Source organism: Paraburkholderia sp. EG286B, from assembly GCF_040965655.1.
GTDB lineage: Bacteria > Pseudomonadota > Gammaproteobacteria > Burkholderiales > Burkholderiaceae > Paraburkholderia.
This window is the reverse complement of the sequence record NZ_JBFRCF010000001.1, coordinates 210,505-232,465: the sequence shown is the minus strand read 5'-3', so window position 1 is coordinate 232,465 and position 21,961 is coordinate 210,505. Positions and strand designations below refer to the sequence as shown.

The window sequence follows — 21,961 nt, the reverse complement described above, 5'->3', positions numbered from 1 at the left end:
TTCAAGGTTCAAGAGGGAGCGCGAATCGCAAATGTAACAAAATATTTCAAAGCGGCAAAAGGATACGGCCGACAGTCCCAAGGCGGTAGACCGTACGTCCGGGGGCGCGCTCGCGCGCGCTGCGCGACTGCGGCTCCACGGGGCAGGGCGGCTGCCGACCGCCGTCCGCATCCAGGCTGTCGTCGGCTTCATCAAGCGCCCGCCACACGCCACTCTTCACCGGTCGGAAGAGCCACCGCACGTAGCCGCGTCGCGCGGCCAGTCGCATCAGGCCATCGCGATCATTCGCACCGTCAATGAGTGCCTCGTCGGGCGGGATGTCGCTTCCGTAGTCGCCAAACGCTTGGCGGCAGGCGAGCGCTTCGGCAGCGCCGGCGCCGATCGTATTGCAGCCGCGCCGCTCGATGCGCTCGACCTCCCACGCACCGAACTGCCAGGCCGCGTCGAGCAACATGGCGTCGACGGCTTCGACGCTCTGCCAGGGCGCCTCGATCTGGACGGCGGTGCAGGGGACTGGCCGCGCCGGTATCTCCACGCCGGGCAGCATGAGCGGCGTCGCGCGCCGGAAACCGTGCCAGTGAAGTATCGCGACGAGCGGCGTATTGACCTGCGCAGCGGCGCTGACGGTGACCGCGAAGAGCGGCAGGCGCACGCTTTCGGCCTGTTCCCGAAGTCTGTCGAAAAGGTCCATGAAGCCTCCCGTGGCGTGTTGCAAGGGCCACTTGAAATTTCCGTTCCATGGGCTATTTTATGCATCGCTCAGGTAGACGCGACAAGGCTTGCTGTCGTGCAGCCGTAGGCGGAGCACCGCCTATGGCTGCCCTTCACAGGCCGTGAAGTCGCCAGGCGCGTTTGGCGCAATCGATGCAGTCCGGTTGTCCTTCCAGAACGTAGAGGAGGATACGATGAGTCCTGATCCGAAAAGGTGGAATCCCTTCAAGTTCCTTCGAGCAGCCTCCCGCAAGTCCGATGCACGAGGCCCGGAAACGCCGCCGCCGGCGAGCGAAAGCGAACCATTGCGCACGTCCTTGCCCGACATTGCGCGGTTGTTCACCCGCGAACCATGGCGCGCCGTGGAGGAGTTTTTTCTTGACCCGCTTACCGGCCGTGTCGCACTCGATCGGTGGTTTGGCGACTTCAGTTCATCGCGCTTCCAGCCGCGTATCGATGTCGTCGATGAAGGACCGGTGCTGCGTGTGACTGCCGAGTTGCCCGGAGTGGACCGCGAAGACTTGCAGGCGAGCGTCGAGGACGGTGCGATCGTGCTGCGCGGCGAGAAGAAGCAGGATGTGCGCAGTGAGGAGAACGGCTGCTATCGGCTGGAGCGTGCCCATGGACGCTTCGTGCGCACGATTCCGATGCCGGAGTACGCCGATCCCGGGCGCGCCCTGGCGAAGTTCGACAATGGCGTTCTCACGTTGACCATTCCGAAAATGGAACCGGCGCCGTGCGCGAGCCGGACGATCGATATCGGTTAGGGCAAGCACGCGAAAGCGTTGAGACAGTGACGGTAAAAGTGGACCGGGTCGTTAGCTCAGCTGGTAGAGCAGCGGACTTTTAATCCGTTGGTCACTGGTTCGAATCCAGTACGGCCCACATCAAACCGGGAGTGTGCGCCGCAGCGGCCACCGGACGCAGCGCCGCGCACGCTCGGGCACCGTTCCCGACACCTGTCACCATCGTCCATGAAACGTCGCTCTTGAGATGCTGCGGGACCTCTTGAAATTTTCGTTCCATGCGCTATTTTATTCATCGCTCAGGCAGTCGCGATAAGCGCTGCGTGTTTCGATTTGTTTGTCGGCGGGGTTTCCCACGGACATGCGGACTGGAGCGCGTGGTTCCATTCGTCCTCCGTGTCGGCCCCGGTTTTCCAGGAGCCAGTCATGAGCGATCCCTTCTTCAGTACCGATCTGCTGGGCGAATTCGACCGCCTGCAACGGCAGATGGCCAGCCTCTTTCCAGCCTTTCCCGCAAGCCTGCGCGCCACGCGCAGCCAGACGTTTCCGCTTATCAACATCGGCAGTACCGACGACAGTGTGGAGATCGTTGCCTTTGCACCTGGGCTCGACCCGGCGACGATCGACGTCTCGATTGACAAGGGACTGCTGACGATCAGTGGCGAACGCAGGCCGCCGGAGCGGCAAGCGGGTGACGATGCACGCGTGTACGCCAGCGAACGCTTCATGGGGGCGTTCCGGCGCGTCATCGAGCTGCCTCAGCACGCGGATCCCGGGAACGTCAATGCGCGCTACGCAAATGGTTGCCTGACCATCAGCGTCGGACGATCCGAGGCATCGAAGCCGCGCGCGGTCACCGTGCAGTGAGCGCGACGTGAACCATGAGACCACGGAGGACATCATGAACGACAGCACTGAACTGGCCACGGGTGCGGCGCGCAACGACATCTCCGCAGATGTGCGCGGCGAACCGTCGAAGCAGCTCACCCGTATCGCGCCCGCCGTCGACGTATTCGAGGACAGCCGGGGCATCACGCTGTATGCGGACCTGCCGGGTGTGCCGCGCGAGAATCTTGATGTGCGCGTACAGGACGGCAATCTGACCATCGAGGCCGAGGCGGTGATACCGACACCATCCGGGCTGAGGCTGCAGCATGGCGAAGTCCGCCACCCGCATTTCCGGCGCGCCTTTGCGCTCAGCCCGGACTTCGATGTTTCGCGCATCGACGCGCAACTGCGGGATGGCGTGCTCAGGCTGACCATCCCTCGCCGCGAAGAAGCGAAGCCCCGTCGTATCGAGGTGAGCGTTGGTTAGGCATATGCACAGGAATGTTTCCGGTCGTGCGGCGCGGGCCGCCGGGTCCGCGCCGTTTTTGGCATGCGCTCAGACAACCATGGACGATACACGCAATCAGAACTGGAAGGGCTTCGCGATCGAAACCAGCGCTATTGCTGTGCGGCACTGCGTACTCCCGCAGGGATCAGGCAGATACGTGGCCATTGTGCGTATCCGGCGCGGCGAGCAGACGGTCGAGGACTGGCATCTGCCTTGCGTCGCAGAGCGCTGGCCAAGCGCGGACGACGCACATCGGGAGACGGTCGAGTACGCCATCCGCGCGATCGATGCGGGACGCTTCGCAGATACGAGGCGACGGGAATCATCCGGGTGAAGATGCCCCTCTGCAGGGTAGCAATGCCCGCGTCCGCTGTTTAACACGTTTCGCTTTTCCGCACCGTGCCCCGGTTCACGGTTCCATTCTTGACGGGAGACGTCGATGCTCAGTCCACACGAATTTGCAACCCTGATGCTGGTTCGCCACGCACCGGACCAGCTCGACATGAACCGCGCCGAACTGGACGCGCTCCTCGAACGGCAACTGGTGATGCTGGAACACGGCTCCGTGGGCAGGCGTCGCGCGCACCTGACGGAAAGGGGCCGGACGGTCCTCGACGTGCTGCATCCGGACAGCGTTGAGTGGCGAAATCGCGCGCCCGGGGCTAACGCAGGCGGGGACGCCAGGGACGGAGTTTCCGGGGTGTGAGTGCGCGATAGGGCCTACGGCCAAGCGGAAGGGCAGTCTCAGGCAATTGACGCGTCGGAGATTTCCGACGTATTCTATGCCATGACTACGACCGATGTCTTTGGGGCGATTGCAAACCCGACGCGCAGACGCATCCTCGAGATGCTGCGCGGCGGCCCGCGTGCAGCCGGGGAAATCGCGTCCGCGTTCGCCGTGAACCGCCCGGCGGTTTCCGAGCACCTGCAGGTCTTGCGTCTCGCGGGCCTGGTCACGGAACAGGCGAGCGGACGTCAGCGCCTTTATGGATTGAACGCAGGCAGGCTGAGGGAGCTCGCGGAGTGGCTGCATCCGTTCGAGCAGTATTGGGAGCAACGTCTCGATGCACTCACTGAAATACTCGACAAGGACACGCAATGACAGAACCCGGTCTCATCCAGCTCACCCGCCTCATTCCGCACTCGCCGGCGAGGGTCTGGACTGCCCTGACCGACCCTGCGATTCACGCCAGATGGTGGGCGGCTGGCGATGTGCGCGCGGTCGTCGGGCATCGCTTCACGCTGGATATGGGACCGTGGGGCCAGCAGCCTTGTGAGGTCGTCGCCGTCGAGCATGAACGGCTGCTGTCCTATTCGTTCGCACCCGGCACGCTGAACACGACGATCACATGGCGGCTCGAAGCCGAAGGAAGCGGTACCCGCCTGTCGCTCGAGCACAAGGGCTTCGACCTCGATTCGCCGCTCGGCAAGGCAGCTTTCCAGGGCATGGGCAAGGGATGGCCGGACGTCATTCAGCGGCTCCAGGACGTACTGCACGTGTGAGGGCGTGGGTGCTTGCACTCCTGGTGCAATGCCCGTTATTCTCGCTGCGTATTACCTGGTAGTCCTGCCGGCGACTTCGATTTGCCAGACAGGCCTCGATTGCTCCGGCGTTCGACCTTAATGTCGTCACCCTTCCCGGGGAGCGTCACAGCGGATCGTCGTGGCATTGGCTTTTTCCACCGTCAGGTTGATCGAGCGTGCGCCGCCGGGACGCGTGCGGTGGCGCACGCCTGCGGGAATGGTCAGCAACTGACCCGCGCGCAACTCTATTGCCCCTTCTTCAAAATCGATTATCAATACGCCTTCGATTCCGATGAACGTCTCATCGGAATCGGGATGGAAATGCCAGAAGTACGGCACCTCCATCACGCTGACGTGAATGTCGTGATCGTTGACCGTCGTGACGACCTCATTGCGATAACCCTCGCGTAGGTCAGCTGTCATGGCCAGAAAGTCAGTTGGTTCTATCATGCGCTCGCTCCTGCCTATGGGCTGATAAAAACGCCAGGTACGCATCGATTGTTCCTGCCACCGTTCCGGCACTTTTAGCGCAGTTGCGCGCCTGCATAACAATCTGACACACGTGAACTCAGTCGTCTTCGCCGTGAACATGCTCGTACATGTTAGACCGATTATGCGAAGCGACTAACACGCGAAGTTGCGTCAGGAATTCGCTTGTTTAGTAATTTCTGATAAACACAAAACGCCAATAGATAATCAATTGACGCCATTCAAATGTCTCGTATAGCATGACTTCGAGCCAGATACCACATGCTACCTCGATAAACAGGATAACTAAACAAATTAGATACGCGTAGTGATACTCAGGAGACAGCCATGATAGATTTACGCCGTCTTGCGGCCGCCATGATCATCATTGGTTCTTTGGCGGGTTGTGGAGGAGATAGTCCAGGCCAGTCCGGCTCCGCCGCTGTCGCGGCTGACCAGCTTCAGGGAACGGCTCAGAGTAGTCCCGGTGCGGGTTCCAGCAATGCAAACGCGGCTGTCGCCGCCGCCGAGGAAATTCCCGCTTCCGATCATGGCACCACGCAATTGACGCGGTATGTCAATCCGCTGATCGGCACGTTGGCCAGCAACTCTCCGAACCCAGTGCCAGCAGGGCAGGCTGGCAGTGTCGTCCCCGCAGCGGGCCTGCCGAACGGCATGGTGCAGTGGGCACCCGATACGAATACCACCTCGGCTCCCTCGAACAGCGCGGAGCCCGGTTCGCCGGCCGGTTACTACTACGACATCGGCTCGATCCAGAGTTTCAGTCTCACCCATATGAGCGGCGCCGGTTGTTCCGGCAACGACGGCGAATTCCCCGTCATGCCGACGCTCGATGCCAGCAAGCCGCTCGCGCAGACGTTTAGCCATACCAACGAGAAGTCGGTAGCAGGCGCCTATTCCGTCGTGCTCGATAACCAGGTCAAGGTCGAGTTGACTGCAACCCTGCGTACCGGCTTTGGTCGCTTCACGTATCCTGACAATCAGCCTTCGACGCTCGTGCTCAACACGACGTATACAAACACACAGACGAGCGTAGCCGGCTCGGTCACGCAGGTCGACGCGAGAACCATTTCGGGCAGTACCACGGGTGGACATTTTTGCGGTAATTCAACGAATGTTCCGGTGTACTTTTATGCGGAATTCAGTCAGCCATTTGTAAAGACGTCATCTTTCAACAATGGCGTTGCCATGATGAATTTCGGCAAAGGCGCCACTGTCATGATGAAAGTCGGTATTTCATATGTGAGTGTCGCAAACGCCAAAAATAATCTCCAGAAAGAAAACCCCTCCTGGGATTTCGACGGTGTCAAGAAGGTCGCCGATGCGATATGGAATCAGCGCCTCAACACCATTCAGGTAAGCAGTAGCGATACCACGGCGTTGACGAAGTTCTACACGGCTTTCTATCACGCATCATGGGCGCCGAGCGTATTCAGCGATGTGAACGGCCAATATATCGGCTTCGATCAGAAGGTTCATCAGGTCAGTGCTGGCCATGCTGCGCAGTACACCAGCTTTTCGGGTTGGGACATCTATCGTTCGCTGATACCGCTCAAAGCCACGCTATTTCCTGAGGAAACGAGCGACATGGCGCAGTCGCTCGTCAACGATGCGGATCAGTGCGGGGCAATTCCGCATTGGGTCAATGACAACGTCGAAGACGGCGTGATGCCGGGCGACGCCGGCTCGATCATCGTGGCGGGCGCGTATGCCTTCGGTGCGCGCAAGTTCGATACGGCGGGCGCCTTGAGCCATATGATCCAGATGGCCAACATTCCCGGCACCGCGTGCAACGGCGTGACGACCAACGGCGGGCGCGCCAGCTATCTCCAGTTCGGCTACATCACGAACGGTGAATGGGGACAGGCTTCGTCCACGCTGGAGTACGGCAGCAGCGATTTCGCGATCTCACAGTTTGCCGGTGCACTGGGCAACACGGCGATCCAGAAAATGCTGCGTAGCCGCTCGGCTTACTGGCAGTACCTGCTCAACACTTCCTTGACGCCGCCTCTGATCGCCGGACGCAACTCCGACGGCACGTGGATTGCGGAGAACCAGGGCAGCACCGACAACTACGTGGAGGGCAACGCCGAGCAGTACACGTGGATGGTGCCGTTCAACCCGGCCGGGCTGTTCGCGCAACTGGGCGGAAATACGGCGGTGGTGTCGCGGCTGAATACGTTCTTTACCGTGCTGAACGCGGGGACGACGCTGCCCAACTTCTATATGGGCAACGAGCCGACCTTCGAGGTGCCCTGGTTGTATAACTGGGCGGGTTCGCCGTCGGGCACGCAGAATGTCGTCCAGCAGATCATGGCGAGCGCCTTTGGCACAGGGCCGAACGGTTTGCCCGGCAATGACGACCTGGGCGCCGTGTCGGGCTGGTATGTGTGGGGCGCGCTGGGCCTCTATCCGGAGATCCCGGGTGTCGGGGGCTTTGCGATCGGCAGCCCGCAATTCTCCTCGATCGTCGTTCATCTCGGGAACGGCAAGACCTTGCGCATCAATGCACCCGGCGCGCCTGGCGCGAATTATGTGCAGGGGCTCACCGTCAATGGCAGCGCTCACAATAGTTCCTGGCTGGACGTCGACGCACTTGCCAACGGCGCGACGCTGAACTTCGTGATGGGTTCGTCGCCTTCGCAGTGGGGCGCGAACCCGGCCGAGGCGCCGCCGTCCTATGGGGTGCCGGTTGCGCGCAACGTGGCGGATGCTTTCAACAACCACGGCATCAGCGCCGACGGCAGCACCGACACCGACGGCCTCGGTTCGGACTTCGACGGCTCTCTGTTCAGCTACTCGTCGACTGCGTTGGCGGCGGCCGGCGCGACACCGGGCAAGCCGTTCGTCGTCGGCGGAGCAAGCTTCGTTCTGTCGAATGGACCGCTCGATAATGCGGTGGCGGTAGGACAGACGATTGCGATGCCGCCCGGCACGACCGGCCATTCGCTGGTTCTGCTGGGTTCGGCCAACAACGGCCCCGGCTCGGGCGCCGCGCTCGTGACCTATACCGATGGCACGGTCACGCCGTTCACGCTCGCGTTTGACGACTGGACCCTGAATGGCGGCAGTGCGGCACCGGTGGACCCGATCGCGTTGACCACCGCGTATCGCAATGGCGGCAATGGTTCGACCGACGGCGTCAAGACCTATCTGTTTGCGCAGTCGGTGCCGTTGACACCCGGCAAGCTGGTGGCGAGCGTCACATTGCCGAGGCAGTCCAGCGAAGGCAAGTTGCACGTGTTCGGTATCGCGGCAGCGCCTTGAACACGTTGGGCGCCGCGCAGGCGGCGCCCAACGTGCACCCGATATCGCCGATGCAGGCGGGTGGGCTAGCGCATAATCGGGACCCTGTGCGGCCAGGGATCAGCCTGACGTCGCTTGCCGATTGGCTCGTGTGATCGCAGCCGCTTCTCCAGGCCGACGCATTGTGGGCCGTCGGGGCTTTCCGCCTGGCGTTGGCAAATTGAGCGAGCTCACTGGAGGTTGAATCCGCCACCCTGAGCGGTCCTTCGACCACCGTCCCGTTGACGTCCGCTCTCAAATCGATAGCCGCCGTTGACCTCACTGCGTCGGCGTTGCCATCCGTCGTTTTCTAGCTAGCGCGGCGTTTTGGCCGCGCATGGAAGTCAGAGAGCGTATGTTCCCGGTGAACCGCCGCAGTGGCTTGCTTTCACGCAATATTTCGAATATATTGGAATTATGGAAGATAAAGACGTTATCCGCGCCCTCGCGGCGCTCGCCCACGAACTGCGCCTGCGTGTGTTCCGCATGCTGGTCGTCGCTGGTCCGACCGGCTCGACGCCGGGCGCCATGGCGGAACAGCTCGACGTTCCCAATGCGACGCTCTCCTTTCACCTGAAGGAGCTGATGCACGCGGGGCTCGTCACGCAGGAGCGCGACGGGCGCAGCCTGATCTATCGGGCCGCCTATGACCAGATGAGCGCGGTCATGGGTTTCCTGACCGAAAACTGCTGTCAGGGGCAGCCTTGCCTTCAACCTGGCGCGGACTCATGCAAATGCTGACGGAGAACCACCATGAAGCGGTTTCACATCCACGTCCACGTTGACGACCTCGCAGCCAGTATCGCGTTCTATTCGAAGCTGTTCGCCGCAGAACCGGCGCGCGTCGAGGTGGACTACGCGAAATGGATGCTGGACGATCCTCGCGTGAACTTTGCGATTTCAACGCGCGGCACGAAGGCCGGCGTGGACCACCTCGGCTTCCAGGTGGACGACGCGGCCGAGCTTGCCGAACTCGCAACGCGGGCAGAGGCGGCGGACATGGCCCTGCTCGACCAGGGCGAGACAACCTGCTGCTATGCGCGCAGCGACAAGCACTGGGTTCTCGATCCTCAGGGGATTGCCTGGGAGCACTTCCATACGCTGGACGGCGCTCCGGTATATGGCGAGAGCAGGCAAACATCGTCGTCGGCAGGGGCAACGTCCTGCTGTGCCCCGAGCGGCAAACCCGTTGGCATCCCTGTTAAACCTGCCGGTTCGGCCTGCTGCTGATCACGCTGCCCGCTGATAAGACAATGACCACGAACGTACTGATCCTCTGCACGCACAATTCCGCGCGCAGTGTGCTTTCCGAAGGCATGCTGAACCACTGGGCGAAGAAGCTCGGCAAGGACGTCCGCGCGTACAGCGCGGGCAGCGCCCCGAGCGGTCGCATTAATCCGTTCACGCTCGAAGCGCTGACGAACGCCGGTATCGATACGCAGGGCTATCGCAGCAAAAGCTGGGACGAATTCGCGCAGGACGGCGCACCGCAGATGCGCATCGTCATCACGGTTTGCGATAGCGCCGCGGCCGAACAGTGCCCGTTCTGGCCGGGTAGCCCTGTCAAGGTCCACTGGGGCTACGCCGATCCGTCGAACGCGCCAGGCGGCGATGAAGGCAAGCGGCACGCGTTCGAACTCACGCGCGAAGCGATCGGCTACCGCATGCTGCAACTGCTCGCGCTCCCACTCGAAAGTCTGGACAACACCGAGTTGCAGCAGGCGCTAAACGACATCCTTCAGAGTTGAATCCTCTCCATCAAGTCACCCAATGAACACCCCCAATGTTGCCGCTTCGGGGAAGTCGGCCGCGAAACCGGCCATCAGCTTCTTTGAGCGATACCTGACCGTCTGGGTCGCGCTGTGCATCGTCGCCGGCATTCTGCTTGGGCAAGGCCTGCCTGGGGTCTTCCAGGCGATCGGCCGGATGGAATATGCACACGTCAATCTGCCGGTGGGCCTGTTGATCTGGGTGATGATCATCCCGATGCTCGTCAAGGTCGACTTCGGCGCGCTGCATGAGGTGCGCGAGCACGTCAAGGGCATCGGCGTGACGCTCGTCGTGAACTGGCTGGTCAAACCGTTCTCGATGGCATTGCTCGCGTGGCTCTTCATCAAGCACCTGTTCGCGCCGATTCTGCCTGCAGAGCAACTCGACAGTTACGTCGCGGGCCTGATCCTGCTTGCCGCCGCGCCCTGTACGGCGATGGTGTTCGTCTGGAGCCGCCTGACCGGCGGCGATCCGCTCTTCACGCTTTCCCAGGTCGCGCTGAACGACAGCATCATGGTGGTCGCCTTTGCGCCGCTCGTCGGCCTGCTGCTCGGCATTTCCGCGATCACGGTGCCGTGGGCGACGCTGCTCACGTCGGTCGTGCTCTACATCGTGATTCCGGTCATTCTCGCGCAGATCCTGCGCAAGGTGCTCCTTGTCAGAGGGCAGGCCGCATTCGATGCCGCGATGGCAAAGATCGGTCCATGGTCCATCACCGCGTTGCTGGCAACGCTGGTGCTGCTCTTTGCGTTCCAGGGCGAGGCCATTCTGAAGCAGCCGCTCGTTATCGTACTGCTCGCTGTGCCGATCCTGATCCAGGTGTTTTTCAATTCGGCTCTTGCGTACGGGCTCAATCGCGCGGTCGGCGAGAAGCACAACATTGCCTGTCCGTCGGCACTCATCGGTGCGTCGAACTTCTTCGAACTGGCCGTCGCCACCGCAATCGGGCTGTTTGGATTCAACTCAGGGGCCGCGCTCGCGACGGTCGTGGGCGTGCTGATCGAGGTACCCGTCATGCTGCTCGTGGTGCGCATTGTGAACCGCTCAAAGAACTGGTATGAGTGCGCCTGACGGATATGGAAACGATCACAGAGGGCAAACGTGTCCGATCTCACGACTGACCTCCCGCAGGTGGACCCGGCACTGTTTCGCGTGCCCGATATCAATCGCCTGCAGCCTGCAAAGGCGTCGCCGCATCCGCCGCGTTTCCTGCTGCTCTATGGATCGCTGCGCGAGCGCTCGTTCAGCCGCCTGCTGAGCGAGGAAGCTGCACGCCTGCTCACGGCGATGGGTGCCGAAGTGCGCACATTCAAACCGAGCGGCCTGCCGCTGCCGGACGACGCGCCGGACAGCCATCCCAAGGTGGCCGAGCTGCGCGAGCTGGTGCAGTGGTCGGAGGGCATGGTCTGGTGCTCGCCCGAGCGGCACGGCGCGATGACCGGCATCATGAAGGCGCAGATCGACTGGATTCCGCTTTCGGTTGGGGCGGTGCGGCCGACCCAGGGCAAGACGCTCGCCGTGATGCAGGTTAGCGGCGGCTCGCAGTCGTTCAACGCCGTCAACCAGATGCGCGTGCTTGGGCGATGGATGCGCATGCTGACCATCCCCAACCAGTCGTCGGTGGCCAAGGCCTTCATGGAGTTCGACGAAGCAGGTCGCATGAAGCCTTCAGCGTATTTCGACCGCGTCGTTGACGTGATGGAGGAACTGGTCAAATTCACGCTGCTGACGCGCGACATCGGTCCGTATCTTGTGGACCGGTACAGCGAGCGCAAGGAGAGCGCTGAGGAACTGATGAAGCGCGTCAACCAGACAAGCATCTGACCCATGGCGCCCCCCGCTTCGGATCGAAAGCCAGGCGAGAACACCGCGACATGGGCGCTGGCCGTCGCCCAGCTCGTCGCATGGGGAACGGTCTATTACGCCTTTTCGCTCTTCGTCGTACCGATGGAGTTCGAGCTTGGATGGAGTCGGGCGTCCACCAACGCAGCGCTGTCGCTTGGCCTCCTCGTTTCCGGATTGGCCGCATATCCGGTCGGTAGATGGATTGACCACGGCCACGGCCGCGTGGTGCTGACGGCGGGGTCGCTGCTTGCGTCCGTCATGCTGGTGCTCTGGTCGCAGGCCGGAAGCCTTGTGACGCTCTTTGCTGCCTGGGTGGGCCTGGGAATTGCGGTGGCAGCGACACTCTACGATCCGGTGTTCGCGATTCTTACCCGTAACTACCCACACAGCTTTCGAACGAAGATCACACTGGTCACGCTCGTCGCGGGATTCGCGAGTACGGTGTTCATTCCGCTTACGCAGGGGCTGATCGATTACCAGGGATGGCGACACGCGCTGCTCTCGCTCTCGGTAATCAACTGCTGCGTCTGCCTCCCGATCCATTTAACGGCACTGCGCGACCGCGCGACTACGACGCTCGGCAAAGGGACAGTCAAGGCCGAGAACGACGAGTCCGTCAGGCGGGCTCTCCGTACACCGGTTTTCTGGGGGCTCGCGGTCTGCTTCACTGCCTACTACGCGACGTTCGCCGCGCTGACCTTTCACCTGGTCCCGCTGATGGTTGAACGTCACGTAGCGCAGCCCGTCATTCTCGCAACGATGGCGGTTATCGGCCCGGCGCAGGTTTTCGCGCGAACGCTATGGTTCACCGTTGGGCGAAACGTGTCGCCGAAGATCGTGGGCTTGACGGTCACCTCTGCCTTTCCAGCATCGGTTGTGATCCTTCTGGTTGCCGGTACATCGCCTGCGGCGCTGATCCTGTTCGCGCTGATTTATGGTGGTGCCAACGGCATGATGACGATTTTGCGTGGAACCATTGTCCAAAACATCCTCTGGACGGAAGGGTACGGCGCGGTGAGCGGCCTGCTTTCGATGCCGTCGAACATCGCGAAGGGCATTGCGCCGATCTCGGCAGCGGCAATCTGGACAATGACCGGTAACTATCTTCCCGTCGAATGGGCTGTTTTGGGCGTGTCGCTGGTATCGGCGTGCGCCTTTATGTTCGTCGTGCGCTCGACGGCCGATGCATCAAGGAAGGTTGCTGCACGGGAACGGAGCACGCTATGAAAATAAGGTCCGCCAAAGATGACGATCTCGTCGGGATCAAAAGCCTGCTGGCAACGTGCAAGTTGCCAACAGAGGACGTCACGACCGTGCTGCTACCGGGGTTTCTCGTTGCAGTCGACGAAGGGGCAGCGATAGTTGGAAGCGTCTGTCTGGAACCTTTGGGCGCTGATACAGCGCAGTCAAGCGGACCGAAGTACCGGATGAGGTGCGTGAAACGGCACAATTCATACGGCTCTGCCCGTCTACCGCCGTGTGCATGAGGAAGCACTTCGCGTGAGCAATCACGCTACGCACCATCGAGCGTGACGAACGGCTCATCGACCGCCGTCAACGACCGCTAATAGATTCAAAAGAGCCCGCGAAGTGCGCCGGACGGTTAATGTGAAGAAAGCGTCGCCCGTCGCTGGATTGCTCGAATTCTTCGCTGATCATCAAAGTCCATGGCGTTCTTCGCCCATCGGACTATGCTGCACAGGTACGAGATCGCGAGCACGATTTGTGCTATTGCGATTGAGAGTTGTTCAACTTCTCCTTTGCTGACCCCCATGCTGAAGCCAGAAGATACGCTCGCATTCGACACTGCGGTCGCTGAACTGAACAAGGCAACTCAGGACCTGCAGCGCCTGGAGCACGACCCAACAACGTCCCTCGCTGGGCTTGCGAGGGCGCACGACCGTTATTACCTGTCCAAGCTGGAGTGGCTGCGCCGTGAGTGCCGACTACGCGCGTCTGCAGCTCTTGAAGTACCGAAACTACCGCCGGGCGCTGGCCCCACTGTGATTGTCGGCTACGACAAGTGGGTCCGGGATTCTTTAGCCGTTCTACTTGGGGTAAAGGGATACGGGCGGCCGAAGACGCGCGGATTCGACAACTGGCATGAGGCCTGGCTTGAACCGTCGCAACTCTTCGTGCTCGACGTTTCACTATTTTCTCGCGGCGCCTCCATGTTGTTGGTAGATGGCTTTAATACCAGCATCGAAAGGCCACACATCATCGCGTTGGTGTGGCCGCAGGATGCGTCGAGCTTCGCCGGCAAAGTAGACGAGGTTGTCGCGAAACCACTGGTCCTCAATGAGCTGACAGACGCGATAGACAGAGTCATTGCAGCGGCCTCGGCGTCAAGCGCATTGCGACTGGCAGCCGGCCGGAGCGGGCCAACTGCAGCAGTTTCATAGCCGATACGATCAAACGTATGCCCGCTGTCTCATCAAAAGCTGACATAGTTTCGACGACGGCGAATGTCGCTAGCGGGTCGAGAGTACGCATCCGACCGCAGTGAGACGTTCGTGGTCATGCAGTTGCGGATGGCTGAAGAGCGGCCTGAAGCAGCCCTACGAACGGCGACAACTGAATGTCAGCAAAGGCCGATGACGCGACGCTGTCACACGGCGATTGGATGACCGTTTGCGAAGTGGAGCGGCCATCTGAACGTCTTTGCGATGCATCAAACGAAGGTCCTTTCATGGCCCCGTTTGGCGACCAAATCACTTGCATCCGGTCGCTTTCACTGCGGTGCAATTCACCAATCAATCGCCGAATACGGATGCCAGATCACGCCAGGGATTCGACGCTATAACGCACCCATACACTGCCGCCCTCGAGCGTCTCGACCGATTTGAAGGCGAGCGATCGACCGTAACCGGGATTTCCCTCTTCGGGGCCTTCGAAGATCGTCTGGACGCCTCGCACGCCGTCGATTCCCGGACAGATCAACACACTTACTTCGTCGATCAGACCGGCTTTCAGAAAAGCCGCGTTGATAGCGGCACCGCCTTCGAGAAGCAGTGTCTTGATACCCAGCGTTTTACCCAGCGCCTCGACACCGGTCTTCAGATCGTGTCCATCCTTACCCGCGAACACGTATGAGACGCCGCTTTGTCGCAACTCGGCGAGATAGTCGTCCGAGACGTGCTCGCCGAGCACCGCGGCGATCTGGTCGTCACCCACGGTCGGGCGCGCGTAGTGAAGCTTGCCATCGGGGTCGAGGCCGATCGCGAAGGTCGGTTTGCGATCGGGATTGAGCCATGCTTTGCGCGTGCCGACATCGCTCGTTGCGATCGAAGCGCCGCGTTCGTCCTTCACGATTTCGGCCATCGTTACGCGGCCGACGAGCCAGCCGTCTCCGCCGAGACCCGCGGCCACGTTTTCGTATTGCGTCACGAAATGACGCCGGTCGAAGCCGTGCGGCATCGAATAGCGGCTCGGATGCAGTTTGCCGTCGATCGAAGACATCATGTGGCAGATGATTCGGGGGCGCATGGTTGACTCCTGGCTTCTTTCGCAATGGCTTGCTGGGGGAATCAAACGGAATCGCTCAGGTTGCAATTCGCGTACCTGGGGGGTGCCCAGGCTTCATCATTCAACCCGGCATGTCCGTGAATTGTGGTACGTCCAGGTGCTTTGTCCATTTGAATCGCCGTTTTGTAAAGGTGGTGCCTCGGACAACGATCCGGCCGCATTGTCGCGCGAGCTTACAAAATGAGGCGCGCGACCGTGCGATATCGCAAGACCCGGTGTCAATCGAACATTGGGTAGGGCAGGAGAAATCAGGCAGGTGCGCCGCGGCCTGGCCTGGCGCGCCTGAGCGCGGCACCCGTTAGAAGATCGCGACAGCCCGCCCGACGAGACGCCGTATCGCGGACTCAAGAAGCTGCTCAAAGCCGATGCGCTCGGCCCGAATCGCGTGCTCGTATGCAAAGAAACTGCACAATGCGCGGCAACGCATCCCGTTGCCTGAATTATTTCATGCTACGGCCCTCAAGCACGCACTCACTGCTTTCAGGTCAACAATCCTGACTGACGTTAGAAGGCAGCTTGCTTGAGGTCACACGAACGGAAGAGGCGCACCTAAAGTGCGCTTCCTTTTTTGTCTCTCGACTCAGCGCTCGGCTTGCTGCTGCGTGAGGTACTTGTCGAGCGCGTCCATAGTTCCGCCCCAGCCTTGAGACATACTGCCATGCGACGCGTCGAAGATGGCTTCCTCGGCTTCGCTGGCGTCCAGCGCGCGCCACTCGAGGTGCATTAGCGTGCCACCCTCGACTTCGCTGAGCGTCGTCGTCGATAGCGTATAAAGCGGCCATTGTGCCGACATCGGATGTCGCGTCACGCCGCCTTCGGCATCACTAAACTGCACGACGACGACAATGCGCTCGGGGGGCGTCAATTCGCGGAACGTCCACTTGCCCCACATCGCGGGAGCGTCGGGCACGCCGCGTGGCTTCATCGCGTAGTGGAAAACGCCACCGACTCGCGCATCTACTGTGCAGTGGGACATTTCCATCCCGGGTGGGCTCATCCACGTACTCAAATGCTCAGCTTCAGTGAGCGCGGCGTATACCAGTTCGCGCGGCGCAGCGAAGCGGCGCTCGATGACGAAGGGGGCCGAAAGTTTGTCAGTCATGGCGGCGAGTCTTCCTGGTTCGAGTTGGGGTAACGTTGGACGTGGTTTTCGGCGCAGGCTTTCCGTGGGAGTCCCTGGCAGGCTTCTGTTGCAGTTGTTGCAGGTAGCTATCGAGCTGGTCGAGGCGCTGCTCCCATAGGGCGCGATACTGCAGTGCCCAGTCGGCGGCCTGCTTGAGCGGCTCAGGCGCGATGCGACACGGGCGAAACTGGCGATCGCGCCCCTGAGTGATGAGGCCGGCTCTTGCGAGAACGCGCAGGTGCTTGCTGATGGCCGGCGCACTCATATCGAAAGGGCCGGCCAGATCGCCAACCGTGGCTTCGCCTTGCGCCAGCCTGGCGAGGATGGCGCGTCGCGTTGGGTCAGCCAGCGCGGCAAACGTGGCGCTGAGGTGGTCCGCTTCCAATTATTTTTCCAATTGGTTAATTAGCTGATAGGTTAATCATGGTGCAAAGCAAATCCGCTTGTCAAGCTATCTGTGCAGGGTCGGTCCAGTCCGGAAGACCCCTGGCGGTTGCACAGCCGACACTGGGGTGGCCCGGCAGAGTCCCGACCAACGTCGGGCAGTCGCCAGCGGTGACATCTGGAGCGCGGCACAAACGCAATACCGAGTTGATAGCGCCCACGGCTGGCCGCGCACTGTACCTGCGATCAGCGCGCGTCGCGGCGCAATTCACGCACGCCTCGTCCGAGGCGTTTGCGAAGCAGGGTACGGAGCGTCACGCCATCGGCGCAGCCGACCTCGGCGGCGATCGCCTCGATATCCAGGTGAGTCGTCCTAATCAGGTGAAGTGCACGCTCGACGCGCAAATCCTGGAAGTACGCCAGAGGCGATTTGCCAAGCACCGACTCGATACGACGCTGCAGGGTTCGCTTGCTCGTCGCGAGAGCGTCGGCCGCCGATTCGAGCGAAAAGCCTTCTGCGAGCCGCGAACGGGCCCAGCGCTCAAACCGTTCGACAAGTGGATCTGCGCGCGCCAGATGCTCCGGGATCATGTACGGCGCCTGCGACGGCCGCCTGTCTACCAGCATATAACGTGCAACAAGAGTGGAAAGCTCGGGCTCGACTGACGTATCAGCCACAGTGCGAGGTCGAGATGGCCCATTGCGGCTCCCGCTGTGACGAACTCGCCCGCCGATGTTCGCGACCTGTACGCATCTCACGCCCACATCGAGAAAAATCACGCCGGCGATCACCCCTGCAATCGTGTGTGCGCATCAGCGTGCGGTGTGGTGATTCGCCCCGGACCTGATCTCGTCGTCGACCAGCCGTTTTTCGCCAGGGCGTGGGTGCCGCCGTTCGTTGGGGAACCCCTGACGGACGGCCGCGTCGATGAGATCGTCTTTGCGCTCGATGGATAACTCCGCGGCCGAACTTCGTCGCCTTGTCACACGCCTTCGACAAGAACGGCGCGATAGCGCGCGCCCTTGAACCGGTGCTGCGCGACTTCCTGGTACGCCGGGCTGTCGTACCACGCACGGGCGGCCGCAGTCGATGGAAACTCTACGATCACGACACCCTCTGGCGCTTCGCCCTCAAGAACCTGTTGAGGTCCGTAGGCAGCGAGAATCTTGACCGGATGACCTTTGAAGGTCTCGCCCACCTTGCTTTGGTAGATGTCGAGCTCACTCTGATCCTGCGTGCTTTCCTTCGTGAAGACAATAAAAGTCGCCATCGTGTCGCTCCTCGGGTTGTGTGAAGGTCCGCACGATGATGCCATGAAACCGCATCGGGCATCGATACGCAGTGTCGGCGCGGATGTCGACCCATGATGAAAACCCGACTGCTGAAACTGACTGGTCGGGAGATTCACCGGCGCGTTGGACTCGGCACGTGCGACTACCGACGCTATGCTGCGCAGTTTCTCAAGCGCCGAGCGTGAAGCGTCGAGCTAGTCCTCAATCTTTTCCGATTCAACCACCATGTCCAGCACGTATGCAATGGCGGGTCCGTCGGCGGGCGGGTTCTTGATGGTATAGCGCTTGACGCGCAGTACATCGCGCATGCCAGGCGTGTGGGTATAGCCCTCGATATCCTGATACAGCGGTTGCCATGCACCGGGTGTTCCGGTTGGCAAACCGTGCTCGTCGAAGTGGCGCTCACGCACCAGCAGACAATGCTTGTCCGGAATGAGCGGATGATGGCACTGCACCGCTTGCGCGGCCACTTCGAGGAAGGCCGTTTCACCGGGGCCGCCGAAGCGCGTCTGGGCAGTGGGCACACCCGTAAATGTCAGCGTGTCGCCGCTATCGGTGAGCAGTTGCATGCGGGGGGTATCGCTACGGGCCAGCAGGCTCACGCCGAGGCTGCCACGCAGGCGCCGGGCAATAGCGTCGTCGAGTGCGGCGCGAGCGGCGTCAGGGCAAGCCATCATGGTGCTCACCATCTGGCCAATCTGCAGCCGTCCTTTCTTGACGCTGTAACTGGCTCCCATATTGTTGCAGCTGTTGACTACGTTTAAGCGGTCGGTGCTGAAGTCCAGTTGCACTGGCTTTTCTGCACTGACAAACAACGCATCAATGCGCATGCCTTTGCTGTCAAATGCGTCGCTGAGTTGCCAGTGATACTGACTGAGGATCCCAGGTTCGATCGCCGGTAGCGCGCTCGCTGCGGCAGCAGTCGACGCGCTCGTTGAAGGCGCCGGGCCGCTCGCGTCGGGTATTTGCGAGCATGCGGCAAGGGCGAGCAGCAGAAAGAGCACGTTGCACTTCACGGCGGTACCTCAGCTGGTTCGGTGGATGTTTCAGGCAGCTTGTCGCGTGAAATAAGCCGCGACATAGTCCAATCGCAAATGGGGAGACCGGGGGAACTAGTGAATGATACAACCCCGGGGCGTTGCGCCCCGTTGATAAAGTCACTGCGAGGCGAGGGCGTCTTCTAACGCGGCGGCGCCGTCGGCATGGCGCACCGGACCGGGCATGGCTCGCCACGCCCGGACTAACCCGGCGACGATCCGTGCATTACGGCGCGTTTCGTGACTATTGCCGCCGGCGCGAACCTCGGCCCGATCAACTCAACGACGCCAGCAAGATCGACAGCTTGCGGATATGCGTCCTGAACGCTTCGGTCATCTCGCGGTTGTGACCGTCGCTCAGATGCGGCGCTTCGGCCAGCTCGACCTGGCCGTGGAACTCCTCGGAAACTTTGCGCCGTTCGTCGGGCGGAAGTATGCGGATGAGGGACACCATCAGGAGTTCCTGCGCATGGATGATACCGAGCACGGATTGTTCGTTCATGTCGACCTCCGTCTGAACGCGGCGATGCCAGCGGCTGAACAGCAGGACAAAGCGGGCAGGTGACGGCAGCACCAGGCCGGTGCTGTCTTCGATCCGCCTTTTTGCCCGTCCATACTAGCGCAAGGATCGGGTCATCTGCTCGCCGGCTGACCCTACGAGCCGCGAATCGAGCAAGAGCGTTTCCATCCCCGGTTTTGTCTGGTTGAACAATCTCAGTGAGCAATCGCTCTGACATTCAGCCAGCGCGATTCCATTCCATTTTCTGCACGATGATGCCGGGTTGATTGGCTAGCGCTTCTCGTTCGGGCAACAACTGGAAACCATGTCGGCGATAGAGACCTACCGCGCGGGTGTTGTCTGGCGAGACTCTCAACACGACTCTCCGCTGTCCGCGTTCGATCGCGCGCGCCTGGATTGCATTGACCAGGCGACCTGCAACTCCCAGGCCTCGGTACTGCGAGTGAACCCACATGGCAATCAGGTTGTATTCGCGCGAGCGGGTTATAGCGTCGCCGATAAGACCGACTGCTTGCCCTCGCACCATGGCTACCAGATATTGCGGCTGCGTCTGACCTGAAGCACATTCGCGCCATTGCTGCTCGCTAAACGCAGCCGCGGTGGCGTAACTCAGGCCGAACGCCGTTGGGCTGTCGAGCAGCGCAGCAAGGAAAACCGTCTTCAAGATTTGCCAGTCGTCTTCCGAGGTCGGGCGAATAAGAGCAGGGCTCGACGCTGTGTCCATCAGGATTCCCGGGAGTTGAAGCTTATCATTTCGGATATCTAAAGGTAGCGCGGTCACCGGACTGCAGCACCGCCACGCCGAGACTTGCGCTTACGCGGTATTCGCTGCCATGCACGTTGACGCTTTCGTGCGTCGACATGATCCTGAAAAAAGGGGCCTTGCCCTTCGTTTTGCTGCACCGTTATAACGGCAGGCTCGCCCGGAAGTTGATGGTCATTTGTGAACCGGCACGGACGTGCTGGGTCTGGCGCACGGTGGAGGTGACGTTCAGGGAAAATTTCGGAGGAGAAAAAGGCGCGTCATGCGGGTGGGCACGACGCGCGAAAGACATCCCTGGGACGTGTATCAGGCACCAGGAAAATACCGATCTCGATTACGCTCGTCAAAGGTCAGCGGGGGTTGGCGCGTTTTCCTATCGCCGCAGAATCAATAGCCAGACGCATGCACAGATAATCTCGCGAAATCACAATGGCCGTTCGCAGTGGACCGGTCGCTCGCTGATGAGCAGTCTCATGTACTAGATCAACAGCTCCAACGTCTCGAACAAGGCGAGGTCTTCTTTTTTCGCCGAGCGCGCATGTCGGCGTATGACCTGCAGCAGGCAGTCGATGAAGGCGGCGGCAGCGCGGCTCAACGTGCTGTTGCGGCGTGTGACGATGCCCAGTTGTCGGGGCTCGAACGCTTCACGCAATGCGAGCGGCCGCAGGCGGCCGCCGAACGGCGGCACATGGCTCAGGATCGTCGGGCTCCACGTGCACATGTCTGCCTGCTCGACCATGGTCTGCAACGTCGCTACCGACTGCGCGCGGACAATACGGCGCTCGTCTATCTGCGCGCCATGGCGCGTGAAAAGATAGTCGATGAGATCCCGCTGACCGTCCGGTGCGAAATTGAGCACCCAGTCCTCGTCCAGCAATTCGTGGATGGAGCGCGCCCGCGCCTTGCGATGGCCTTCGCGCACCATCACCGTTGACTCGTAGGCCAGCAGCGGCTCGCATGCGAACTCCTGCGCGCTCGCGCCGGGCTGTAACTGGCCGACGGCAAAGTCCATGCTGCCTTCGCGCAGCAGCGGCTGCGCGACTGCCATCAGTCCTTCGATCAGTTCCAGGCGGATCTCGGGCATGCGCTTGCGAAAGCGTTGCACGGCTTCGGCAAGAAAGGTCAGCGTAATCCACGGCGTGACGCCCACCATGAGGCTGCCTTCCATGCGTCCCCTCAAGCGCTCCAGATCGCTGTGCGCGTGCTCGAGCTGGTTGAGCACGAGGCGCGCGTGCGTGAGGAGCACCTTGCCATGCTCGGTGAACGTGATGCCTTCGGGCGCGCGGATCAGCAGCGGAAGACGCTCGCTCGCCTCCAGTTCGCGCAGGGCGCGCGTGACGGCGGCCTGGGAAAGCCCGAGCGCGCGGGCCGCGCCGCGGATGCTGCCGGCGTCCGCGCTGGCGACGAGCGCTTCCAGTTGATGCAGTTTCATTTGCGCAGAGACGCCCGACTGGCGCAGGGTGACAACAGAAGGTTGTCATCATAACAAAACGCTGGCTGTTCCCAGCAATTTGCGCTGCATACGATTCGCTCCACGATGCACACAAGGGTGAGGGAGGCGAATTGGGCAGACAGTGGGTGTTGCCGGAAGTGGCGGCGATAGAAGCCGA

25 protein-coding genes, 1 tRNA gene and 1 pseudogene are annotated in these 21,961 nt (G+C 61.2%); 16 read left to right on the top strand and 11 right to left on the bottom strand.

The genetic code is table 11. The features are described from left to right. Positions 1-46 precede the first annotated feature (46 nt). The gene (locus AB4Y42_RS01065; protein WP_368693123.1) at positions 47-691 is read right to left on the bottom strand and encodes a diguanylate cyclase; all 645 of its coding nucleotides are present in this window, start codon (positions 689-691) and stop codon (positions 47-49) included. A gap of 214 nt (positions 692-905) precedes the next feature. Between AB4Y42_RS01065 and AB4Y42_RS01060 the strand changes: the two genes are divergently transcribed. From AB4Y42_RS01060 to AB4Y42_RS01025, 8 genes are all read left to right on the top strand, one after another. After that, complete coding sequence (locus AB4Y42_RS01060; protein WP_368693122.1) at positions 906-1,478, top strand: Hsp20/alpha crystallin family protein; 573 nt, start codon at positions 906-908, stop codon at positions 1,476-1,478. A gap of 45 nt (positions 1,479-1,523) precedes the next feature. Then, a tRNA-Lys gene (locus AB4Y42_RS01055) sits at positions 1,524-1,596 on the top strand. Between the two features lie 287 nt (positions 1,597-1,883). Further along, the gene (locus AB4Y42_RS01050; protein ID WP_368688303.1) at positions 1,884-2,324 is read left to right on the top strand and encodes an Hsp20/alpha crystallin family protein; all 441 of its coding nucleotides are present in this window, start codon (positions 1,884-1,886) and stop codon (positions 2,322-2,324) included. Positions 2,325-2,358: 34 nt separating this feature from the next. Then, complete coding sequence (locus AB4Y42_RS01045) at positions 2,359-2,772, top strand: Hsp20/alpha crystallin family protein (RefSeq protein WP_368688304.1); 414 nt, start codon at positions 2,359-2,361, stop codon at positions 2,770-2,772. A gap of 79 nt (positions 2,773-2,851) precedes the next feature. Beyond that, a complete protein-coding gene (locus tag AB4Y42_RS01040) occupies positions 2,852-3,127 on the top strand; it encodes a DUF6566 family protein (RefSeq protein WP_368688305.1) in 276 nt (91 codons plus the stop codon). A 105-nt stretch (positions 3,128-3,232) separates the two neighbouring features. Beyond that, a complete protein-coding gene (locus AB4Y42_RS01035) occupies positions 3,233-3,499 on the top strand; it encodes a hypothetical protein (protein WP_368693121.1) in 267 nt (88 codons plus the stop codon). An 81-nt stretch (positions 3,500-3,580) separates the two neighbouring features. After that, complete coding sequence (locus tag AB4Y42_RS01030; protein WP_368693120.1) at positions 3,581-3,895, top strand: metalloregulator ArsR/SmtB family transcription factor; 315 nt, start codon at positions 3,581-3,583, stop codon at positions 3,893-3,895. Continuing rightward, positions 3,892-4,296, top strand: a complete 405-nt coding sequence (locus AB4Y42_RS01025) for an SRPBCC domain-containing protein (protein WP_368693119.1) — start codon at positions 3,892-3,894, stop codon at positions 4,294-4,296. Before AB4Y42_RS01030 ends, AB4Y42_RS01025 begins: the two co-directional genes overlap by 4 nt. A gap of 126 nt (positions 4,297-4,422) precedes the next feature. On the opposite strand, the gene AB4Y42_RS01020 is transcribed toward AB4Y42_RS01025, so the two are convergent. After that, positions 4,423-4,767, bottom strand: coding sequence for a cupin domain-containing protein (locus AB4Y42_RS01020; RefSeq protein ID WP_368693118.1), 345 nt, complete (start codon positions 4,765-4,767; stop codon positions 4,423-4,425). A gap of 366 nt (positions 4,768-5,133) precedes the next feature. Here AB4Y42_RS01020 and AB4Y42_RS01015 point away from each other — a divergent pair, with 366 nt between their 5' ends. The 8 genes from AB4Y42_RS01015 (at position 5,134) to AB4Y42_RS00980 (ending at position 14,108) form a co-directional block, all read left to right on the top strand. Continuing rightward, positions 5,134-8,073, top strand: a complete 2,940-nt coding sequence (locus tag AB4Y42_RS01015) for a GH92 family glycosyl hydrolase (RefSeq protein ID WP_368693117.1) — start codon at positions 5,134-5,136, stop codon at positions 8,071-8,073. A gap of 435 nt (positions 8,074-8,508) precedes the next feature. After that, positions 8,509-8,832 (top strand): ArsR/SmtB family transcription factor, encoded by a 324-nt coding sequence (locus AB4Y42_RS01010; protein WP_368688311.1) that lies wholly within the window; start codon positions 8,509-8,511, stop codon positions 8,830-8,832. A gap of 12 nt (positions 8,833-8,844) precedes the next feature. Then, positions 8,845-9,321, top strand: coding sequence for an ArsI/CadI family heavy metal resistance metalloenzyme (locus AB4Y42_RS01005; protein ID WP_368688312.1), 477 nt, complete (start codon positions 8,845-8,847; stop codon positions 9,319-9,321). 23 nt (positions 9,322-9,344) lie between these two features. Continuing rightward, entirely contained in the window at positions 9,345-9,839 is a 495-nt protein-coding gene (locus AB4Y42_RS01000; protein WP_368693116.1) for an arsenate reductase ArsC, read from the top strand. A 22-nt stretch (positions 9,840-9,861) separates the two neighbouring features. Continuing rightward, the gene (gene arsB, locus AB4Y42_RS00995) at positions 9,862-10,932 is read left to right on the top strand and encodes an ACR3 family arsenite efflux transporter (protein WP_368688314.1); all 1,071 of its coding nucleotides are present in this window, start codon (positions 9,862-9,864) and stop codon (positions 10,930-10,932) included. 30 nt (positions 10,933-10,962) lie between these two features. Next, a complete protein-coding gene (gene arsH, locus AB4Y42_RS00990; protein ID WP_368693115.1) occupies positions 10,963-11,685 on the top strand; it encodes an arsenical resistance protein ArsH in 723 nt (240 codons plus the stop codon). Between the two features lie 3 nt (positions 11,686-11,688). Next, positions 11,689-12,933, top strand: coding sequence for an MFS transporter (locus tag AB4Y42_RS00985; protein ID WP_368693114.1), 1,245 nt, complete (start codon positions 11,689-11,691; stop codon positions 12,931-12,933). Positions 12,934-13,373: 440 nt separating this feature from the next. Continuing rightward, on the top strand, positions 13,374-14,108 hold the full coding sequence (locus AB4Y42_RS00980) for a response regulator receiver protein (RefSeq protein WP_368693113.1): 735 nt from the start codon (positions 13,374-13,376) through the stop codon (positions 14,106-14,108). Between the two features lie 376 nt (positions 14,109-14,484). Here the strand turns inward: AB4Y42_RS00980 and AB4Y42_RS00975 are convergent, their stop codons facing one another. The 9 genes and pseudogenes from AB4Y42_RS00975 to AB4Y42_RS00935 form a co-directional block, all read right to left on the bottom strand. Further along, positions 14,485-15,192, bottom strand: a complete 708-nt coding sequence (locus tag AB4Y42_RS00975; protein ID WP_368693112.1) for a RibD family protein — start codon at positions 15,190-15,192, stop codon at positions 14,485-14,487. A gap of 619 nt (positions 15,193-15,811) precedes the next feature. Continuing rightward, positions 15,812-16,333 (bottom strand): SRPBCC domain-containing protein, encoded by a 522-nt coding sequence (locus AB4Y42_RS00970; RefSeq protein ID WP_368693111.1) that lies wholly within the window; start codon positions 16,331-16,333, stop codon positions 15,812-15,814. Beyond that, positions 16,326-16,739, bottom strand: coding sequence for an ArsR/SmtB family transcription factor (locus AB4Y42_RS00965; protein ID WP_368693110.1), 414 nt, complete (start codon positions 16,737-16,739; stop codon positions 16,326-16,328). The genes AB4Y42_RS00970 and AB4Y42_RS00965 overlap by 8 nt, the downstream gene beginning before the upstream one ends. 245 nt (positions 16,740-16,984) lie before the next feature. After that, positions 16,985-17,457 (bottom strand): annotated as a pseudogene (locus AB4Y42_RS00960) (helix-turn-helix domain-containing protein); the annotation flags it as partial. Between the two features lie 264 nt (positions 17,458-17,721). Next, on the bottom strand, positions 17,722-18,009 hold the full coding sequence (locus AB4Y42_RS00955) for a DUF1330 domain-containing protein (protein WP_342918781.1): 288 nt from the start codon (positions 18,007-18,009) through the stop codon (positions 17,722-17,724). Between the two features lie 216 nt (positions 18,010-18,225). Next, entirely contained in the window at positions 18,226-19,035 is an 810-nt protein-coding gene (locus tag AB4Y42_RS00950; RefSeq protein WP_368688321.1) for a DUF4377 domain-containing protein, read from the bottom strand. A 307-nt stretch (positions 19,036-19,342) separates the two neighbouring features. After that, positions 19,343-19,570, bottom strand: coding sequence for a hypothetical protein (locus AB4Y42_RS00945; protein WP_368688322.1), 228 nt, complete (start codon positions 19,568-19,570; stop codon positions 19,343-19,345). 235 nt (positions 19,571-19,805) lie between these two features. Further along, positions 19,806-20,312: a GNAT family N-acetyltransferase gene (locus tag AB4Y42_RS00940; protein WP_368688323.1), complete on the bottom strand. Its 507-nt coding sequence runs from the start codon at positions 20,310-20,312 to the stop codon at positions 19,806-19,808. A 517-nt stretch (positions 20,313-20,829) separates the two neighbouring features. After that, positions 20,830-21,783 (bottom strand): LysR substrate-binding domain-containing protein, encoded by a 954-nt coding sequence (locus tag AB4Y42_RS00935; protein WP_368688324.1) that lies wholly within the window; start codon positions 21,781-21,783, stop codon positions 20,830-20,832. Positions 21,784-21,961: the final 178 nt, after the last annotated feature.

Coding starts and splice junctions, on each gene's coding strand:
- AB4Y42_RS01045 (WP_368688304.1), top strand. CDS start 2,359: ATGAACGACAGCACTGAACTGGCCACGGGTGCGGCGCGCAACGACATC.
- AB4Y42_RS01060 (WP_368693122.1), top strand. CDS start 906: ATGAGTCCTGATCCGAAAAGGTGGAATCCCTTCAAGTTCCTTCGAGCA.
- AB4Y42_RS00970 (WP_368693111.1), bottom strand. CDS start 16,333: ATGACTGACAAACTTTCGGCCCCCTTCGTCATCGAGCGCCGCTTCGCT.
- AB4Y42_RS01010 (WP_368688311.1), top strand. CDS start 8,509: ATGGAAGATAAAGACGTTATCCGCGCCCTCGCGGCGCTCGCCCACGAA.
- AB4Y42_RS00975 (WP_368693112.1), bottom strand. CDS start 15,192: ATGCGCCCCCGAATCATCTGCCACATGATGTCTTCGATCGACGGCAAA.
- AB4Y42_RS01020 (WP_368693118.1), bottom strand. CDS start 4,767: ATGATAGAACCAACTGACTTTCTGGCCATGACAGCTGACCTACGCGAG.
- AB4Y42_RS01005 (WP_368688312.1), top strand. CDS start 8,845: ATGAAGCGGTTTCACATCCACGTCCACGTTGACGACCTCGCAGCCAGT.
- AB4Y42_RS01050 (WP_368688303.1), top strand. CDS start 1,884: ATGAGCGATCCCTTCTTCAGTACCGATCTGCTGGGCGAATTCGACCGC.
- arsB (WP_368688314.1), top strand. CDS start 9,862: ATGAACACCCCCAATGTTGCCGCTTCGGGGAAGTCGGCCGCGAAACCG.
- AB4Y42_RS00980 (WP_368693113.1), top strand. CDS start 13,374: ATGGCGTTCTTCGCCCATCGGACTATGCTGCACAGGTACGAGATCGCG.
- AB4Y42_RS01025 (WP_368693119.1), top strand. CDS start 3,892: ATGACAGAACCCGGTCTCATCCAGCTCACCCGCCTCATTCCGCACTCG.
- AB4Y42_RS01015 (WP_368693117.1), top strand. CDS start 5,134: ATGATAGATTTACGCCGTCTTGCGGCCGCCATGATCATCATTGGTTCT.
- AB4Y42_RS00940 (WP_368688323.1), bottom strand. CDS start 20,312: ATGGACACAGCGTCGAGCCCTGCTCTTATTCGCCCGACCTCGGAAGAC.
- AB4Y42_RS01040 (WP_368688305.1), top strand. CDS start 2,852: ATGGACGATACACGCAATCAGAACTGGAAGGGCTTCGCGATCGAAACC.
- AB4Y42_RS00985 (WP_368693114.1), top strand. CDS start 11,689: ATGGCGCCCCCCGCTTCGGATCGAAAGCCAGGCGAGAACACCGCGACA.
- AB4Y42_RS00955 (WP_342918781.1), bottom strand. CDS start 18,009: ATGGCGACTTTTATTGTCTTCACGAAGGAAAGCACGCAGGATCAGAGT.
- AB4Y42_RS00945 (WP_368688322.1), bottom strand. CDS start 19,570: ATGAACGAACAATCCGTGCTCGGTATCATCCATGCGCAGGAACTCCTG.
- AB4Y42_RS01065 (WP_368693123.1), bottom strand. CDS start 691: ATGGACCTTTTCGACAGACTTCGGGAACAGGCCGAAAGCGTGCGCCTG.
- AB4Y42_RS01000 (WP_368693116.1), top strand. CDS start 9,345: ATGACCACGAACGTACTGATCCTCTGCACGCACAATTCCGCGCGCAGT.
- AB4Y42_RS01030 (WP_368693120.1), top strand. CDS start 3,581: ATGACTACGACCGATGTCTTTGGGGCGATTGCAAACCCGACGCGCAGA.
- AB4Y42_RS00935 (WP_368688324.1), bottom strand. CDS start 21,783: ATGAAACTGCATCAACTGGAAGCGCTCGTCGCCAGCGCGGACGCCGGC.
- AB4Y42_RS01035 (WP_368693121.1), top strand. CDS start 3,233: ATGCTCAGTCCACACGAATTTGCAACCCTGATGCTGGTTCGCCACGCA.